Source organism: Psychrobium sp. 1_MG-2023, assembly GCF_030689115.1.
Classification (GTDB): domain Bacteria; phylum Pseudomonadota; class Gammaproteobacteria; order Enterobacterales; family Psychrobiaceae; genus Psychrobium.
Map to the genome: position 1 here is coordinate 21,213 of NZ_JAUYVJ010000035.1, position 19,668 is coordinate 40,880.

The following is a 19,668-nucleotide window of genomic DNA, read 5'->3' on the forward strand; positions in this document are numbered from 1 at the left end:
CAAGAATGAGTCACTATCAACTCACCTGCAAATTATGCCAACCCTTGAGAGGTCAAAACGCCGTTCAGCATTGCAGTTAGGTAAACCTCACCTAACGCATCGTCGGTATTTGGGTTAATACTCCAAGTACCAGTCCATAAATCAAGTTGATTGCTTCCCATACCATCATAACGCGAAAACAACCCGTGGCTCCTTAACCCAGCAGCAGGACTCCACGCGATAAAGGTTGGTGATTTCCAGTGTGTAATGACAGGGCCGGCTCCGATTACCGCAGAGCCACTTCCTACCAGCACTATCTTATCATCTGCACCTAAGTTATTAGCCCCAGTCCAAGTGCCCCAACTAGCACTAGGATTGCTACTAATACCATCAGAAGATAAAACATGGCTATTACTATCGACCTTAATATAGATAGTATAAGAAGTATTAGCATCAAAACTACGAGAAGAGTGATCTGAAGAGACCCCTTCAACTAAATCAAACACGACCACGGAAGTTTCAACCGCTGCAATAGTGTCAACATTAACAACTTTGGCGCTGCTTGCCACGCTAGTATTACCAGCAGCATCTGCTTGAGTGGCGGTAATGGATTCATTACCTTGGCCCATGGCCGTCACATCAGCGGCGTTGGCGGCAACAGACCAGTTACCACTGCCATCAACCACTGCCGTATTACCACCAGCTAATGTATGACCACTATCAAAGGTCAAGGTAACCGTCGCGCCGATTTCACCAGTGCCTGTGATAGTCACACCCGCCGTTGCTTCAGCGTTATCAATGGTATCATCGGTGGCAACGACATTAATCGTTGGTGCATTAGGTGTATTAGCGTCAATAGAGTCACTCGCACCACTACTTATAGCTGTGGTGTACTGTGCACTTGTGTTATTAGCACTGTCATCAATAGTGATGCTCGTTGGGATAGACGCTCCTGCAGCAACATCGGTGCCACCCTCAGTAACAGTAAATTGTGCAGTGTATGTTGTGCTATTCACGCGCTGTAGGTTGCTTAAAGTAAAGCCCCCCACAGTACCATTAACATTGTGATAGGTATCGCCAGCATCATCTTCAACAGTCAAGGTAACCGTTACCACACTGCCCACTTTCATTGATGCATCAGGCACAGACACATCTGTAATTACTGGGCTAGTTACATCCAGTCCACTATCAAAGGCATCTGTCGTCGCTTTATTACCCGCACTATCGCCCGAGAATCCGGCACTGATTTCGATGCTATCGTCAACGGTTAGTGGGTCAAAGCCTGCTGTCGCCTCCAGTGCTAATGCCCCGAAATGACTCAGAGTAATAGTCAAGGTATTATCATCTGTTACCACCGCAGTATTGAACATTTCAGCTAAGCCGACCATATTGTCAGTATTATCAGTATCAATATCCCACTGGAATTTAGTCCAATCAAAATTATTTTTAAGATTGGTCGAGCTGGTCTCTCCGGCAGATAATAGACTATTAATATTAGTTCCTGTCAGCACAAGAGTGTTGGTTGCTGCATCGTAGGTCGCACCAGTAAAGGTATTTGTTGGAGCACTAGTATCAACAACAAAATTACTATTATCCGCTAGATTGTTACCACTCGGCAGATCGGTTGCTAACGCATTACCTGCGGTATCAGTGACCGACGTATTAGTAATCGATGCAACATTAAGGTCACTGCTATTATCACCCGCAGCAACAACATAAGTTCCGGCTAACGTTAGCCCATCAGCAGCGGCTGTTAATGTTACTGTTTGACCATTATCTAAAGTAACATCAAACGCCATCCCGCTTGTTACAACTTCACTCATCGTGGCGGTAATACTAATGTTTGCCCCCTCACGATAATTATCATCAAATGATGTTGAGGTAAACGAATCAACTTTAATCGCCGTACTATCAGTAATAAATGTGTCACTCGAACGAACTACATTACTAACATTGCCAGCAATATCAGTTTGCTGAATTTGAATTACACCTGCGGTATACACCTGATCAGCCGCTAACTCAAAGCTGGTACCTGTACCATTAATCCAATTAGCTCCGCCATTTAGACTATAAATCCAACTACTGACATCACTCGTTAATGTCACATTAACCGTGCGATCATTAGTAATAAAGTCATTTGATAATGTACCACTATCAGCAGCAAGGCCTATCACCGGAGTTCCCGCAATATTATCGTGTTGAATGACACTAGTATTTGATGTGGCAGCACTAACATTACCCGCTTCGTCAGTTTGAATCACTTGAATATCGCCGATGGCATAAGTTGAATTAGCAGTTAACTGGATGTATGTACTACTTGTCGAAGAACTCCAATTATCACCACCATCTAGGCTATAAATATAGGTTGAATTACTCGACTCCTTGGTGACTCGTAAATAGGTGTGATTGGTAATCGAGTCACTGTTAGAACTGCCACTATCGTGATAAAGAGCTATTGCTGGGGCACCCACTGTCATGTCTGTAGTTACAGTTTCATTGAAGCTACTAATAGCACTCACATTACCCGCAATATCCGTTTGACGAACATCAATGGCACCCACACCATAAGTCGTATCATCAGCTAACTCAAAGCTGGTGCCAGTGCCTGTCACCCAAGCACCGTTATTTAGACGGTACTCCCAACTTGCCACATCAGCGGCTAGACTGACATTAACCGTTGCGTCATTGGTTTTCTCATCGGAGCTAGAACGACCAGTATCGTTAGCTAAGCTTAAACCTACAGTAGATACCACTTGGTCAGTTTTAAAGGTGCTCGCATTACTGGCCGCGACACTTTCGTTACCTGCTATGTCAGTTTGTTTCACTTGCACCTGACCCGCGGTATAAGTGGTGTTATTAGCTAACTCAAAGCTAGTCCCAACACCTGTACTCCACGTTGCCCCACCATTTAAGCTATATTGCCAGCTATCGACATCGGCAGCTAAGGTTACGCTTACGGTTGAATCATTGGTGATCCCGTCCGTAATATTAACACCGAGATCATTGGCTAATGCAATACCCGCCGCCGCCGCAGTTACGTCAGTGGTGATCGCCGCTGTATTAGACACAGCCTCACTGGTATTACCCGCTTTATCCGTTTGCTTCACTTGGATATCACCAATGGCATAGGCTGTATCCCCAGCAAGATCAAAGCTCGTACCAGTACCATCAACCCAGGTTGTACCTGCATCTAGACTGTATTGCCAAGTAACTTGTTCTGCAGCTAAAGCAACAGTGACCGTTAGGAGGTTAGTAATCGCATCACTGGCTGATTTTCCAGAATCAGCTGGTAAGGTAAAGCTTGGCTTCGCTGGCGCAATCATATCCGTAGTGATCAGAGCCGCGCTTGAGGTAATGTCACTGATATTACCCGCATCATCGGTTTGACGTACTTTAATCGCGCCGGCAGAATAAATGCTGTCATTGGCTAAATCAAAGCTGGCCCCACTACCCGCTAACCAAGTCACGCCACTGTCTAAACTGTATTCCCAACTCGCAACATCAGCAGCCAAACTCACATTCACCGTAGCGATATTAGTTAAATTATCACTATTTAATACACCACTATCGGTGGCTAGTGTAAAGGTTGGCGCATCATTGACCGTATCCACATCAACCACTTTAGCGGCGCTTGGTACACTGACATTATTGTATTGATCGGTTTGTGTTGCGGTAATTGACTCATTACCTTGCGCCATTAATACCGCATCAGCAGCAGTGACCGCAATACTCCAGTTGCCATCAGCATCGACCGTTGCCGTATTTCCGCCAGCCAGTGTCGTTCCACTATCTAAAATCAGTGTAATAGTCGCGCCCACATCACCTTTACCCGTGATATTAAAGCCAGCGGTTGCTTCATCAGCATTTAACACTGCACCTACTGATAATGCATCAATAGTCGGCGCGTCAACCACGATATCCACAGTGATATTTTTCGTTTCAGCCGCAGCGCTAACGTTGCCGTGTATGTCCGTTTGAGTCGCAATGATTGACTCTATCCCTTCCCCCATTCGTTGGATGTTTTGAGAAGTCAGAGTGACACTCCAATTACCACTATTATCAACTACGGTATCTATTTGATCAGACCATGCTTTGAAGCTAAAATTGTAGATAATATTCTCATCAAAGTCTAAAGTGACCGTTGCTCCAACTTCACCCGTACCACTGATGGTCACATTATTATTTGCTTCCGCATAGTTAATCACATCATCAACCGCAACTGTATTAACCACTGGGGCAGCGACTGTTGTCTTAACCGTTATCGCTTCTGCATTACTCGCCACACTTACATTACCCACGGTATCAGCCTGAGTAGCAGTAATGGATTGTAAACCTTCGCCCATTGCTGTTACAGCAGCCGCATCAATCGCGACACTCCAGTTTCCTAGGTTATCAACCGTTGCCGTTTGACCCGTTGATAGAGTAATCGTTGAGCCAGCCTCGCCGGTACCGGTAATATTAAAGCCAGCGGTTGCTTCAGCAGCAGTAACAACAGGGCCAACAGCGATTGCTGCAATAGTCGGTGCACCAACTTGTGTATCGACGTTAAATGTTTTAACCGAACTCACTAAACTAGTATTACCTGCAACATCAACTTGAGTTGCGGTAACTGTCTCACTCCCCTGCCCCATTGCAGTAACATCAGCCGCATTAACAGCCACCGACCAGTTACCATCTTGATCAGCAACAGCAGTATTGCCTCCAGCTAACGTATGGCCACTGCCCAATACTAGCGTTACCGTTGCACCCGCTTCAGCTGTACCCGTAATAACAAAACCGTCTGTTGCTTCACTCGCGATTATCACACTATCAGCTGTCACATTATTAATCACAGGTGCACTAGCTTTAGTATCTACAGTAATTACTTTATCAATGCTTGGCGCACTGATGTTGCCCGCGGCATCCGTTTGAATAACAGATAATGTTTTTGCGCCTTCTCCTAACCCCAATACAATATCCAGATTGTTTACTGGTAGTGACCAAGTGCCATTCGGCGCAACCACAGCTGTATTACCATCCATCAGAGTATAATCATGATCTTTTAACGATAAGGTAATCATAGCCCCTGGTTCACCAGTACCTGTAATAACGACAGAAGAATCCTCGGCATGATTAATCACGTCATCTAACGCAACGACATTAATGGTCGCTACACTTGGTGTATTTGCATCGATGCTATCATTTGAACCGACAAAAATTGCCGTTGTATACGCTTGGCTTGAATTACCCGCAGTATCATCAATGGTGATTGATGTTGGGATCGAATCTCCCGCAGCGACATCAGTACCACCTTCTGTCACCGTAAATTGCGCGGTATAAGTAGTATTATCCACACGAACTAAATTCGAAAGTGCAAAACCACCGACTGTGCCAGTCAAGTTACTATAAATATCCCCTGCATCATCCTCAACGGTTAATGTCACCGTGACAACATCACCCACTTTCATTGATGTATCAGCGATAGCAACATTAGTGATCACTGGAATAATGGTATCAACTGCTTGTGTTGATTCTGTTGCTGCGGTGTTGTTGTTACCCGCTGCATCAATCGCAACGTCCGCTGCCACATTCACCGTTAAATCAGTGGTGCTGTCGCTATTTGGTGTCACCACCAAGGTGTATTCTGTGGCTGAAACCGCAGTAAAGGTGCCTTTAACACCACCTGTTAATACAACATCATCTGCTGTGAAACCTGTCATCGCTTCTGAGAAGGTGAAGGTGTAAACCACATCGCCGGTCGCTGTACCAGTCGTATCGTCGCTAATCGCAACGCTTGGGATAACCGTATCAACCGCTTGGGTTGACTCTGTCGCTACCGTGTTGTTATTACCCGCTGCATCAATCGCCACACCCGCTGCCACATTCACAGTTAAATCAGTGGTGCTGTCGCTATTTGGTGTCACCACCAAGGTGTATTCTGTGGCTGAGACTTCAGTGAAGATGCCTTTAACACCACCCGTTAATACAACGTCATCTGCAGTGAAACCTGTCATCGCTTCTGAGAAGGTGAAGGTGTAAACCACATCGCCGGTCGCAGTGCCAGTCGTATCGTCGCTAATCGCAACCGTAGGAATAACCGTATCAACCGCTTGAGTTGATTCTGTCGCTACCGTGTTGTTATTACCCGCCGCATCAGTCGCAACGTTCGCTGCCACATTCACCGTTAAATCAGTGGTGCTGTCGCTATTTGGTGTAACGACAAGTGTGTATTCTGTGGCTGAAACCGCAGTAAAGGTGCCTTTAATACCCCCCGTTAATACAACATCAGCTGCTGTGAAACCTGTCATCGCTTCTGAGAAGGTGAAGGTGTAAACCACCTCACCAGTCGCTGTCTCTGCTTCATTGTCTGTAATTGAAACTGTTGGAATAACCGTATCAACAGCTTGAACTGACTCTGTCGCGGCTAGGTTGTTATTACCCGCTGCATCAATCGCCACATCCGCTGCAACATTCACCGTTAGATCTGTCGTGCTGTTGGCGTTTGGCGTAACAACCAAGGTGTATTCGGTAGCTGAAATCGCAGTAAAGGTACCTTTGCTACCGCCTGTTAACACTATGTCATCAGCGCTAAAGCCTGTCATAGCTTCGTTAAAGGTGAAGGTGTAAACCACATCATCAGTTGCTGTCGCAGGCTCATTATCAGTAATCGCAACGCTTGGGATAACCGTATCAACCGCTTGGGTTGACTCTGTCGCTACCGTGTTGTTATTACCCGCCGCATCAATCGCCACACCCGCTGCCACATTCACCGTTAAATCAGTGGTGCTGTCGCTATTTGGTGTCACCACCAAGGTGTATTCTGTGGCTGAAACTGCGGTAAAGGTGCCTTTAACACCACCCGTTAATACAACATCATCTGCAGTGAAACCTGTCATCGCTTCTGAGAAGGTGAAGGTGTAAACCACATCGCCCGTCGCTGTGCCAGTCGTATCGTCGCTAATCGCAACGCTTGGGATAACCGTATCAACCGCTTGGGTTGACTCTGTCGCTACCGTGTTGTTATTACCCGCTGCATCAATCGCCACACCCACTGCGACATTCACAGTCATTGCTGTTGTGCTGTCTGCCGCTGGCGTTACTACTAAGGTGTACTCTGTCGCTGAAACCGCAGTAAATGTACCTTTGCTACCGCCTGTTAATACGATGTCATCCGCGCTAAAGCCAGTCATGGCTTCTGAGAACGTGAAAGTGTAAACCACATCACCGGTTGCAGTACCTGTGATGTTATCGCTAATCGCCACACTTGGAATAACCGTATCAACTGCTTGCGTTGACTCGGTCGCTACCGTGTTGTTATTACCCGCTGCATCAATCGCAACGTTCGCTGCCACATTCACCGTTAGCTCTGTGGTGCTGTCGCTATTTGGTGTCACCACCAAGGTGTATGCTGTCGCTGAAACCGCAGTAAAGGTGCCTTTAACACCACCCGTTAATACAACGTCATCCGCACTAAAGCCTGTCATATCTTCTGAGAAGGTGAAGGTGTAAAGCACATCGCCAGTCGCTGTGCCAGTCGTATCGTCGCTAATCGCAACGCTTGGGATAACCGTATCAACCGCTTGTGTTGACTCAACCGCTACCGTGTTGTTATTACCCGCGGCGTCAATCGCCACATCCGCTGCTACATTAACCGTTAGGTCTGTAGTGCTGTCGCTATTTGGTGTAACGACAAGTGTGTATTCTGTGGCTGAGACTTCAGTGAAGATGCCTTTGCTACCACCTGTTAATACGATGTCATCAACCGTGAAGCCTGTCATATCTTCTGAGAAGGTGAAGGTGTAAAGCACATCGCCAGTCGCTGTGCCAGTCGTATCGTCGCTAATCGCAACGCTTGGGATAACCGTATCAACCGCTTGTGTTGACTCAACCGCTACCGTGTTGTTATTACCCGCGGCGTCAATCGCCACATCCGCTGCTACATTAACCGTTAGGTCTGTAGTGCTGTCGCTATTTGGTGTAACGACAAGTGTGTATTCTGTGGCTGAGACTTCAGTGAAGATGCCTTTGCTACCACCTGTTAATACGATGTCATCAACCGTGAAGCCGGTCATATCTTCTGAGAAGGTGAAGGTGTAAACCACGTCATCAGTTGCTGTTGCAGGCTCATTATCAGTAATTGACACGGTTGGGATCACTGTATCGACCAACTGGGTTGAGTCAACAGCATCAAGGTTGGTGTTTCCAGCAATATCGGCTACGATTCCAGCACCAATGCTCACAACGATATCAGCGACGCTATTTGTATCAGGTGTGACAACAAGTGTGAACTCAGTGGCTGATATTTGAGTAAATGTACCTTTAGTACCACCCGTAAGTGTTACATCATCAGCACTGAAGTTATCCATGGCTTCACTAAAAGTGAAAGTGTAAGTGATATCACCTGTTGCCGTTGCTGCCGTATCATCATTAATAGAGACTGTCGGTAAGATAGTATCCGTAATAATTTCTTGAGAATTAGCACTAACAGCGCTCACATTTCCCGCATGGTCTGTTTGACGAACCTGAACTGAATCAGCAGCAAACGTTGTATTTTGAGTAAGCTCAAAGCTGCTTCCACTGCCAACTAACCAAGTTGTACCACCATCAACACTATATTCCCAACTAGCTACATCGGCCGCTAACGTTACGTTAATAACATTATTATTTGAAAGTTGATCGTTGTTAAATTGACCACTATCTGTTGCTAGTTCAAAACTAACCGCGTCATTAGTCATATCGGTAGTTACAGCAGCATCGTTAGTAGCAAAGCCACTAAGATTACCTGCAACGTCCGTCTGACGAACACGGATAGCGCCTGCAGCATAGGCAGTGTCGTTAGCTAACTCAAAACTCGTACCGACACCCACTAACCAAGTCATGCCACCATCTAGACTGTATTGCCAAGAAGCAACATCATCAGCCAATACAACATTAACAGTTGCATCGGATGTTAAGCCGTCTGTTGTTGATGAACCAGTATCTGTATTAATAGTAAAACTTGGTTGTTCAACGGTAGAGTCAGTCGTTACAGCAATAGTTGCAGTGCTTTGGTTGCCCGCAATATCCGTTTGACGTACTTGAATCATATCTGAGGCATAAACAGTATTGTTGGCAATTCCGAAGGATGTACCAGCGCCCTCATTCCATGAATTACCACCATCAAGGCTAAATTGCCAGCTAGCTACATCGGTAGCTAGATTAACACTAACGCGAGCATCATTAGTAATATGGTCACTATCAGATGCACCGGTATCCGTGACTAAAGCTAATTCAGCTGGCGCAACAGTCATATCAGTTAAAATAATTTGCTGATTAAAACCTTCTGCGCTTTCATTACCAGCATGGTCGATTTGAATGACACGTACAGCACCAATTGAATATAAGGTGTTAGCAGCTAATTCTAAACTTGTACCTTCACCTACAAGCCAATTTGTTCCACCATCTAAGCTATACTTCCAACTTGCAACATCACCTACCAATGCAACATCAATAGTCGTTGTATTACTAATCGCATCAGTCGTTGAACTACCTGAGTCTTGCTTAAATGCAAATGTAGGTGTAACAATCGTAAGATCTGTCTCGATGGCAGCATTGTTGGTCGTTACTGCACTAGAGTTACCCGCATTATCCGTTTGACGAACCTGCACGCTATCAGCGGCATACGTTATATCAGCCGCTAGCTCAAAACTAGTACCTGTACCCGTCATCCATGTTTCACCGCCATCAACGCTGTATTCCCAGCTTGCCACATCAGCAACCAGGGCAACATTGACCGTCACGTTATTAGTTAGGCTATCCGTGGTTGATGAACCAGTATCTTGAGCTAAGGTAAAAGTCGGGGCAGCGACGCTGTTATCGGTTTCAATTTGTGCGGTGTTTGTTGTAGCAGCACTCACATTACCGGCGTTATCGGTTTGACGAACTTGCACGCTATCAGCCGCATACGTGGTATCAGTCGCTAACTCAAAGCTAGTACCTGAGCCAACAAGCCAAGTCGTTCCGCCATCAACGCTGTATTCCCAGCTTGCAACATCAGCAACCAGGGCAACATTAACCGTGACATTATTGGTGAGACTATCAGTCGTTGATGAACCAGTATCTTGAGCTAAGGTAAAGGTCGGTGCAGCAACACTGTTATCTGTTTCGATTTGTGCGGTGTTTGCTGTAGCAGCACTCACGTTACCCGCGTTATCGGTTTGACGGACCTGTACGCTATCAGCGGCATAAGTTGTATCAGCGGCTAGTTCAAAGCTAGTGCCTGTTCCGGCCATCCACGTATCACCACCATCAACGCTGTATTCCCAGTTTGCCACATCAGCAACCAGTGCAACATTGACCGTCACGTTATTGGTGAGGCTATCAGTGGTTGATGAACCAGTATCTTGAGCTAAGGTAAAGGTCGGTGCAGCAATGCTGTTATCGGTTTCAATTTGTGCGGTGTTCGTTGTAGCAGCACTCACATTACCCGCGGTATCGGTTTGACGGACCTGCACGCTATCAGCGGCATACGTTGTATCTGCCGCTAATTCGAAGCTAGTGCCTGTGCCGGCCACCCACGTATCACCACCATCAACGCTGTATTCCCAGCTTGCCACATCAGCAACCAGTGCAACATTGACGGTCACATGATTGGTGAGGCTATCCGTGGTTGATGAACCAGTATCTTGCGCTAAGGCAAAGGTCGGCGCAGCGACGCTGTTATCCGTTTCGATTTGTGCGGTGTTTGTTGTAGCAGCACTCACGTTACCCGCGTTATCGGTTTGACGGACCTGCACGCTATCAGCGGCATACGTTGTATCAGCGGCTAAATCGAAGCTAGTACCTGTTCCGGCCATCCACGTATCACCACCATCAACGCTGTATTCCCAGCTTGCCACATCAGCAACCAGTGCAACATTGACCGTCACGTTATTGGTGAGGCTATCCATCGTTGATGCACCAGTGTCTTGAGCTAAGGTAAAGGTCGGTGCAGCTAGACTGTTATCGGTCTCGATTTGAGCTGTATTAGTCGCTATGGTGCTAAGGTTACCCGCATTATCTGTTTGGCGTACTTTAATCGCGCCAACCGAATAAATGCTGTCATTTGCTAAATCAAAACTTGTACCTGAACCAACAAGCCAATTAGTACCACCATCGACGCTGTATTCCCAGCTTGCCACATCAGCAACCAGTGCAACATTGACCGTCACGTTATTGGTGAGGCTATCCATCGTTGATGCACCAGTGTCTTGAGCTAAGGTAAAGGTCGGTGCAGCTAGACTGTTATCGGTCTCGATTTGAGCTGTATTAGTCGCTATGGTGCTAAGGTTACCCGCATTATCTGTTTGGCGTACTTTAATCGCGCCAACCGAATAAATGCTGTCATTTGCTAAATCAAAACTTGTACCTGAACCAACAAGCCAATTAGTACCACCATCGACGCTGTATTCCCAGCTTGCCACATCAGCAACCAGTGCAACATTGACCGTCACGTTATTGGTTAGGCTATCAGTCGTTGATGAACCAGTATCTTGAGCTAAGGTAAAGGTCGGTGCAGCAACACTGTTATCTGTTTCGATTTGTGCGGTGTTTGTTGTAGCAGCACTCACATTACCGGCGTTATCCGTTTGACGAACTTGCACGCTATCAGCCGCATACGTGGTATCAGTCGCTAACTCAAAGCTAGTACCTGAGCCAACAAGCCAAGTCGTTCCGCCATCAACGCTGTATTCCCAGCTTGCCACATCAGTAACTAGGGCAACATTGACCGTCACGTTATTAGTTAGGCTATCCGTGGTTGATGAGCCAGTATCTTGAACTAAGGTAAAGGTCGGTGCAGCAACGCTGTTATCGGTTTCAATTTGTGCGGTGTTCGTTGTAGCAGCACTCACATTACCCGCGTTATCGGTTTGACGGACCTGCACGCTATCAGCTGCATAAGTTGTATCAGCGGCTAATTCGAAGCTAGTGCCTGTACCTGCCACCCACGTATCACCGCCATTAACACTGTACTCCCAGCTCGCAACATCAGACGCTAATGAAACGTTAACGACAACATTGTTGGTTAAGTTATCGTCAGCAAGTGAACCACTATCTTTTTCTAACTCAAATGATGGCGCTTCATTCAGTGTATCAATCGAGAACTCATCTGATGAAGCCGCAGCGCCAACATTACCTAAGCCATCAGTATAGTTTGCGGTGACAGTGATGATATTTTCAGTGCTATCAATAGCAATGTTAGGTGCATAAGTCGCGGTAAAGATAAGGGGATCGGCAGTAGCAACTAACTCAGAAATCTGGCCATTGACAGCATTTACATCATCTAATGTAAAATCGATTGGGGCTTCACTAAAAGTGAAAGTCACCATTGATGTCTCACCCGCAGTTAAAGAAGTATCGGCAAGCACTATTTCCACTGTTGGCGCAGCGGTATCAACAATAATGATATTAGCAGGGCTTTCCTTTTGGTCATTAACTTGAGATGTAACTTTAATGTCACCATCGCCCGCTGCATCGACTAACTCAATAGGCATAAGAATCAAAGCAACATCATCAACTAAGTCATCAGCGGTTACTTCAGCAGTAAAGGTTTGATCACCCCACTGAATAGTCACTGTATCACCGATACTGACTTGTGCTACTTGAATAGTGATACCGTTGTCACTAGCTTGATCACGTTCGAGCTTGGTAAAACCATTCTCCGCACCGATAATAACAGGCGGTTCAATCAGTGCATCAGCTAAGCTGGCAAGCGCAGAGTTCGCACCCTGTTCAAATTGCTCAACCCCCTCTTGTAATAACTCAACACCTGATTGACTTATTGCTAAAGAGCCATCATCTTCAGCGACAATGGCCTCATCTAATTTCTCTAATGTAGAATCAATGCTACCTGTAACTGCATCTGTACCAGAAAGAAGAGCTAGCACATTACCATATTGCTCTGAGGCATTAATACCATCAGTCGCATCATACTCCTCTTCAACAACAGTTGTAGCCGGCGCTAGAATATCATCAACACCAAACAGCTCTCCAATCGAGTTGTTTACTTCTACTTGTGCTTCGTCAACACTATTACTACTATCGATACCGGCTTGACGAGCAGCAAGCTCAGTTAGTGGAGTAATTGATATCGTTACATCTGAATTTCCGTCAGCCATACTCATTGCACGAAGTGAATCACCCAAGCTTACCAGTTGACCAGATGCTTCATCGACATAGTCACCCTCATCACCATTAGCATCAATTAGTTTCGCTAAAATAGGGCCAACATAACCGTTAGTAATAGTAAATGTCACAGGTCCTGTACTAAAGTCATGATTTTTACGCTCTAGCAAGTTACCGTCTTTATCATAGAGCTCAACCATAGCGATAGACTCAAAAGGGCCTGCGGCTGGAGCCAACGTTACCTCATAATGATCATTCTTCGGGCTGTGGCTATCTGCATGTTTATCTGAAATAGCAAGGGCTGCACCGCCAAGAGCTAGTAACGTTGCAACGCCACCTACATCAGCAAGAATATCATTGTCACCTGCTGGCCAAACTACAGCAGAGTCACCGCTACTGATTACGTCAAATTCTGTATCATGATTATTTTCTATCGCCATCCCATTCGCAGGAGAAACTGTACCATCAACACTAAATGTTGCTTCGACAGTAGGAATATAGAAATTTTCAATTTGCGCAACAACTTCACCATCAACTTCGAGGATTAAGTCATTATCTTTTCGTCTTAAAACTAAATCATCAGGTACTTGCTTTGTATTTACATCAATTAATGTATAAGTAGTACCATTCATCACCGACAGTGATTGAAATACGGTTAAAGGGTAGGTCTTTTGAACCCCATTAGATTGTTTTAACACTACTGCGAATGCGCTCATGCTTAGTCCTTTCATGTATTAAATTCGGTGCAGGCGATATCATTGATTACAATTTTTATTTGCTAACATCACTTGTTTTTTTATTCTTTATTGGTGTTTTTACACTAAAAATCCACAGGATAATAACACAGGTTTTACCGCTTTATACACATAAAGTCTTGTTACAGTGACATGCAACAATAAAATGATTAATTCAACAATTAATCAGTACTTTAGGACTAGAAAGAAACAAATATAAAATACATCTAAGAAAAAAGGCGTATTGGAAACCAATACGCCTTTCAAACTCAGTTTAAAATGAAAGTTAACTGACTATTCAGCCATATAACCTTCAGGCATCTCGATACCAGCCACACCTGAGTCAATTGCAGCTTGCGCCACAGCTCTCGATACTCGGGTTAATAAACGTGGGTCCATTGGTTTTGGAATGATATATTCTTTACCAAAGCTCAGCTCTTTATGGCCACTGGCCTTTAACACTTCTTTTGATACCGGCTCTTTGGCAATTTGACGAATCGCATGTACTGCCGCTACTTTCATTTCTTCATTAATGGTGCTGGCACGTACATCCAGTGCACCACGGAAGATGAATGGGAAACATAATACGTTGTTCACTTGATTCGGGTAATCCGAGCGGCCTGTTGCCATGATTAAATCACTACGGGCTTCATGGGCTAATTCCGGCTTAATTTCAGGATCAGGGTTTGAACAAGCGAAGATCACAGGATTAGGTGCCATTAATTTAACGTGATCAGCGGTGATCACATCAGGGCCGGAAACACCAACGAAAATATCAGCACCGTTAATGACTTCTTCTAAGGTACGCATATCTGTATTGTTAGCAAAACGACGCTTATACTCGTTTAAATCATCACGGCTCGCATGAATCACACCCTTACGATCCAGCATATAAATCTTTTCACGCATCGCGCCACAAGAAATCAGTAGTTCCATACATGAAACAGCCGCAGCGCCCGCACCCATACATACGATCACTGACTCTTCAATTTTCTTACCTTGAATATCTAACGCATTAATCATGCCTGCGGCAGTTACAATAGCAGTGCCGTGTTGGTCGTCATGAAATACCGGAATTGAACAACGCTCTTTCAGCGCTTTTTCAATCATAAAACACTCAGGTGCTTTAATATCTTCTAAGTTGATGCCACCAAACGTATCAGCAATGTTAGCCACCGTATCAACAAATTCATCAACGGTGCGATGTTTAACTTCAATATCGATCGAATCAATATTAGCAAAACGTTTGAATAACAACGCCTTACCTTCCATGACTGGTTTAGAAGCTAATGGGCCTAAGTTACCGAGACCCAGAATAGCCGTACCGTTAGTGATCACAGCAACAAGGTTGCCTTTGGCAGTGTATTTATATGCATTTTCAGGGTCTTGTGCAATTTCACGCACCGGCTCAGCAACGCCTGGGCTATAAGCCAAAGCAAGATCTTGTGCTGTTTCTGCTGGTGTTGAAAGTTCTACGCTAATTTTACCTGGTGTAGGCTGCGCATGGTAGTCAAGCGCTTGTTGACGAAAATCGGTCATTCTCTTGCGGTTTCCCTGATCGAACAGTTATTAATATATTCGAGGTCTAATATAAACAAATGGTTAGACCAACGAATAAGTAGAAAGAAATAATAGGTTTATTATCTCCTAATCTACTCCTAAACCAGTTAATTTCAACCATAAATAACAATTAAATAAGAGATCAAACCAGAGAGTGCCTTTTTCGTAACTAAAAGTCACTTAAACGCCCGTATGATAGGCTTTTGATGTTGCAAAATTACATTTTTTGTTTGTTTTTATGAATTATTTTGTAACTTTGTTTCAGGTATTGATTAAGCCAACAAAAATTCATCAAACACAAAGCTTTTGTAATTGTTTAAGCAGAATAATACGCCAAGAGATGAGCAGGCAACTCCCTAATGATTTAACTAATAAATGGATGACCGACATGCCCCAATTCATCACACCAGCATATCCCCAACTCATCACTCCAGCATGTCACCAACTCCTCGTGCCAGCATGCTCCCCTCTCGTCATACCGGCATGCTCCCCTCTCGTCATACCGGCATGCTCCCCTCTCGTCATACCGGCATGCTTTTAGCCGGTATCTCTCAGTAACAACAAACAAGAGCGCTTTATTGGCCACAAGTCTCAGGTGCAAACAAGCCACAAGGTTTTTTCGACCAATAAGACAAGCCGTTAAGGGAAAACATAATCACCCCAGCGGTTGTGGAATAGAAAATGGTACTGTTTTTCTCCGGCTGACTGCTCTCAACCCGCACAATATAGCCTTGATATGCAGTCCCCATAATCTTGACAGTATGAAGGATCGGTATTGAATATATCTCTGTACCATCAGTTAGAGTCACTTCACTAACATTTTGCTCCGGCGCACCTAATACATTGTCAGTGATCGCAATTATACTCTGGCCAACCACAATACAATTAACTAAACCAGCTTGCTTACATGACTCCGTATTCGCTAACGCATCTTCTAGATAATATTGGTACTTATCTAAATCAAATGAAATAGTCGTTAATTCAGATGAGATAAACTCAGGTTGATTGGCTGACGCGGTAAAACTAGCAAACAGCGCTAAACACGCCACGAAATGATATTTCATCGATACTCTCCCTAGATTAGATAATAAAACTTGAAGCACGCTTTCCCTGCCTATTTTGAGTATATGGTAAATTGGCGCTTTGTGTATTAAATAAAAAGTCGCAGTCAGTAGTCACCATCCAAATAGAAAGCTTGAGATAATACTCGCCAATCTACAAGATTTAACAGATAACCACTAGGTTCTGCTACACTAGCCTTGCTGATAATAAATTTAAGATTTTCCTATGCAACGGCCACCCCTGCGACAAGCCAAAACTATCGACAATGTCTTTAATAGTGCTTATTGGCACCTTAATCAACAAGACTTCACCATTGCTGAAATTCGCAGCAAGCTCGAGCGAAAAACCCAAAATAGTGAGTGGATAAAGCAAGTACTTAATCATCTTATCGAGCATAAATACCTCAAAAGTGACCTTGAATTTGCCATCCGTTATTGCGAATCGGCGTTTAGCAATAACATTGGCAAGAGTGCGGTACAACACAAACTGAAACAGCGTGGTATCTCATCAACCAACATCGATACGGCCATCGAACAAGTTATCGAGCAACAAGCGATTAATTTCGACGACATGGCGAGCAATCGCTTATTATCTCGCTACATCACATTCGATGGGATCAGCCGAGAAAAGGTCTACTCACAGATGACCACTAAAGGCTTTACCCGCCCGCAAATCGATCAAGCGTTATCACAACACCCCGCCCAAGATACATTGCGTAGTAAACTAGCCATCAAAGCGGAAAAAGCGGATCTAGCCAGTGAAATAACCAAGTTATACCGCAAGGGCAAAGGCCAATCGCTCATTCTCAATGAGTTAAAACAACGCCTGATTGATGTCAGTGCCTTCGAAGACACGCTATACCAACTGACACTAGCCGGAGATATCGACTTCTATCACAGCTGTAAGCAGCAACTGGCTAAGAAACGCTACGACTTAGCTGACTATAAAGAGAAATCAAAAGCCTATGCTTATTTATCGCGCAAAGGCTTTAGCAGTGATGAAATCAAAGAAGCGATGGCATCTGAGCATGATTAAATCGTTACAAATAAACTATCGCCAGTGAACTTTTAAGCTCATACACTAACCAACCATTAGAGACTATGATTTAATTTACTCAGGAACAACAATGGATCAGTTACTTACCAAACGGATTTTACTTTGGTGTATCACCCTTATTGCGATACTCAGCATTGGGCAAATGCCACCGATTAGCCAAAACATGAGTTATCACCACTTTGCAGATACAGCTAGCCTTTGGGGTATCCCTAATATCGGCAATGTCCTATCAAATATTCCCTTTCTATTCGTTGGCTTATATGGCCTAGCTTACACCTTCAAGCACAAACAAAACTTAGGCGTATTTTATTGGGGCGGGTTAACCTTTTCTGTGGGCGTTACCCTCATCGCTTTTGGCTCGGGCTATTATCATTGGGCACCCAATAACGCTACCTTAGTATGGGACAGACTGCCGATGACGATTGGCTTTATGGGGCTTTATGGGGCTTTATGCGATGATAGTGTCAGCCTTTGTCAAAGCAGAAAGTGGCATCAAAATCTTACCTTGGCTATTAGTGGCAGGGCTAGTGAGTGTGGGCTATTGGGCCGTCACCGAACAGCTGGGCCAAGGCGATCTGCGTTGGTATGTACTGGTGCAATTTCTACCAATGATCCTTACCTTGGTATTACTGGTCTTTTTTAAATCGAATGACTTTAATAAAAGCTACTTAATCGCGGTCCTTGTTTGGTACACAGTGGCTAAAGTTTTAGAGCTAGCCGACCTACAAATACTCAACATGACCTCATTAATTAGCGGCCATAGCCTTAAACATATCGCCGCCGCAGTTGCCTGTTTTTATGTGATTGCTTGGTTAAAGACTATTAATGTTGGAACTCGATTAACGCAAGACAGTAATCAGTAGATAACCTGCTACTCTCTTGAGTAAATTGAGAAAAATCATTACTAAAATAACAAAAGTGATCAACTTGGCCATTTCTGGTACGCCGCTCGATATTCGGAGTAAACGTGTAGTCCCCAGAACGCATCAAAGACAAGAAGAAAGAGCAAAGGGAAAAATACATCAAGAACCGTAAACTCTTTCCAAATGATGATTCGGCTAAGAAAGTTGTCTACTTGGCCATTATGCAGGCATCGAAGAAATGGACAATGCCGATTAGAAACTGGAAACCGGCATTGAATCGTTTTATCATTGAGTTTGAAGACCGTATCGCAGACTATATATAAATTAGGTAGTTACACAGAATCTGTTACAGGGTCAATAGCAACGGTATACCAGCCAACTTTATAAAGTTCGCAGCATCCTCTGATGAGATTTTTTCATAGGGGTTATTTTTAGAGTTCAAATATTAGCCTTACGCATTGATTTATTGTGCCACTTCAATTCATGTCGAGCTTAATTAGAGAGTTAATTATTTGCCCATCTAAGCAATCTCTAAATATCTCATAAATCTCTTTTTTGTTGATTGAACCAGCAATAAATTGTTCTCCGTCAAACTCTAAGGAGATGTATTTTATTTCTTGTTTCAGCTTGGAAAGTAACTGACTATAAGCTATTACCTCTATTCCATCGTGATAAAAAGTCTTCCTTATTGAAAAGTTTTTCGAATTTAAGTTATCTCTAAACCCTGATACAACCTCACGCAGTACTAATATACTAGCAAGTCCACTATCCCTTATATGAATATAATCAATTAATGAAAAGTCACTATTTGAAGTCTGCTTGAAATGCTTCGGAATGTTTATTTCACATGAACCAAGCAATATCTTATCTTTACCTTCTGAGTACGAAGGTAAAAACAAAAATAAGACAAGTACTATAACCTTAAACTTAATCATCAATGTGCACCTCGATAAAACGACAAGCTAATGAATCGCAATAGATAGAATTTGTGACTGCCCTTCATTTACTTTTCATCACTTATAACAAACTGTTTTATTTTAAAATCATCATTAAACAGCACTTTGATAAATTTACGTTCTGGATTTTTGTTATTTTCAACTTCCACAATCAGCAACTTTTCTAGTTTACACTCCCCTGTGTATTCAACTGGCTCTGAAATATTTTGAAAAAAGAGGCTCCAACCATAGATTTTCTGACTAAGACGAGCAAAAACATGGTAATCACCCCATTATTAATGGAGTTCGGTCGTAGAATTTAAATTATTAGTTAATCTTCTTTTCTGAATGGGGGTT

The 19,668-nt window shown here is 44.0% G+C and carries 7 protein-coding genes and 1 pseudogene; 4 read left to right on the top strand and 4 right to left on the bottom strand.

Annotated elements, in window-relative coordinates:
• Nucleotides 1-32 precede the first annotated feature (32 nt).
• The 3 genes from Q8W26_RS15580 to Q8W26_RS15590 all read right to left on the bottom strand — a co-directional run bounded on the left by Q8W26_RS15580 (nt 33) and on the right by Q8W26_RS15590 (nt 16,459).
• The gene (locus tag Q8W26_RS15580) at nt 33-13,817 is read right to left on the bottom strand and encodes an Ig-like domain-containing protein (protein ID WP_305473744.1); all 13,785 of its coding nucleotides are present in this window, start codon (nt 13,815-13,817) and stop codon (nt 33-35) included.
• Between the two features lie 312 nt (nt 13,818-14,129).
• Nucleotides 14,130-15,374, bottom strand: coding sequence for a malic enzyme-like NAD(P)-binding protein (locus tag Q8W26_RS15585; protein WP_101214231.1), 1,245 nt, complete (start codon nt 15,372-15,374; stop codon nt 14,130-14,132).
• A 596-nt stretch (nt 15,375-15,970) separates the two neighbouring features.
• Nucleotides 15,971-16,459 carry a hypothetical protein gene (locus Q8W26_RS15590; protein ID WP_101214232.1) on the bottom strand — a complete coding sequence of 163 codons (489 nt, stop codon included), beginning with the start codon at nt 16,457-16,459 and terminating at the stop codon, nt 15,971-15,973.
• A gap of 223 nt (nt 16,460-16,682) precedes the next feature.
• Here Q8W26_RS15590 and Q8W26_RS15595 point away from each other — a divergent pair, with 223 nt between their 5' ends.
• The 4 genes and pseudogenes from Q8W26_RS15595 to Q8W26_RS15610 all read left to right on the top strand — a co-directional run.
• Nucleotides 16,683-17,492 (top strand): RecX family transcriptional regulator, encoded by an 810-nt coding sequence (locus Q8W26_RS15595; protein ID WP_101214233.1) that lies wholly within the window; start codon nt 16,683-16,685, stop codon nt 17,490-17,492.
• Nucleotides 17,493-17,583: 91 nt separating this feature from the next.
• Nucleotides 17,584-18,156 carry a hypothetical protein gene (locus Q8W26_RS15600; RefSeq protein ID WP_153071488.1) on the top strand — a complete coding sequence of 191 codons (573 nt, stop codon included), beginning with the start codon at nt 17,584-17,586 and terminating at the stop codon, nt 18,154-18,156.
• 52 nt (nt 18,157-18,208) lie between these two features.
• Complete coding sequence (locus Q8W26_RS15605; RefSeq protein ID WP_305473745.1) at nt 18,209-18,376, top strand: hypothetical protein; 168 nt, start codon at nt 18,209-18,211, stop codon at nt 18,374-18,376.
• Nucleotides 18,377-18,528: 152 nt separating this feature from the next.
• Nucleotides 18,529-18,699, top strand: a pseudogene (locus tag Q8W26_RS15610) (IS256 family transposase); the annotation flags it as partial.
• A gap of 153 nt (nt 18,700-18,852) precedes the next feature.
• On the opposite strand, the gene Q8W26_RS15615 reads toward Q8W26_RS15610, so the two are convergent.
• On the bottom strand, nt 18,853-19,311 hold the full coding sequence (locus Q8W26_RS15615; RefSeq protein ID WP_101214235.1) for a hypothetical protein: 459 nt from the start codon (nt 19,309-19,311) through the stop codon (nt 18,853-18,855).
• Nucleotides 19,312-19,668: the final 357 nt, after the last annotated feature.

What these genes read in the sequence shown, in the direction of transcription:
- Q8W26_RS15580 (WP_305473744.1), bottom strand. Translation starts at nt 13,817, where the DNA reads ATGAGCGCATTCGCAGTAGTGTTAAAACAATCTAATGGGGTTCAAAAG.
- Q8W26_RS15585 (WP_101214231.1), bottom strand. Translation starts at nt 15,374, where the DNA reads ATGACCGATTTTCGTCAACAAGCGCTTGACTACCATGCGCAGCCTACA.
- Q8W26_RS15590 (WP_101214232.1), bottom strand. Translation starts at nt 16,459, where the DNA reads ATGAAATATCATTTCGTGGCGTGTTTAGCGCTGTTTGCTAGTTTTACC.
- Q8W26_RS15595 (WP_101214233.1), top strand. Translation starts at nt 16,683, where the DNA reads ATGCAACGGCCACCCCTGCGACAAGCCAAAACTATCGACAATGTCTTT.
- Q8W26_RS15600 (WP_153071488.1), top strand. Translation starts at nt 17,584, where the DNA reads ATGGATCAGTTACTTACCAAACGGATTTTACTTTGGTGTATCACCCTT.
- Q8W26_RS15615 (WP_101214235.1), bottom strand. Translation starts at nt 19,311, where the DNA reads ATGATTAAGTTTAAGGTTATAGTACTTGTCTTATTTTTGTTTTTACCT.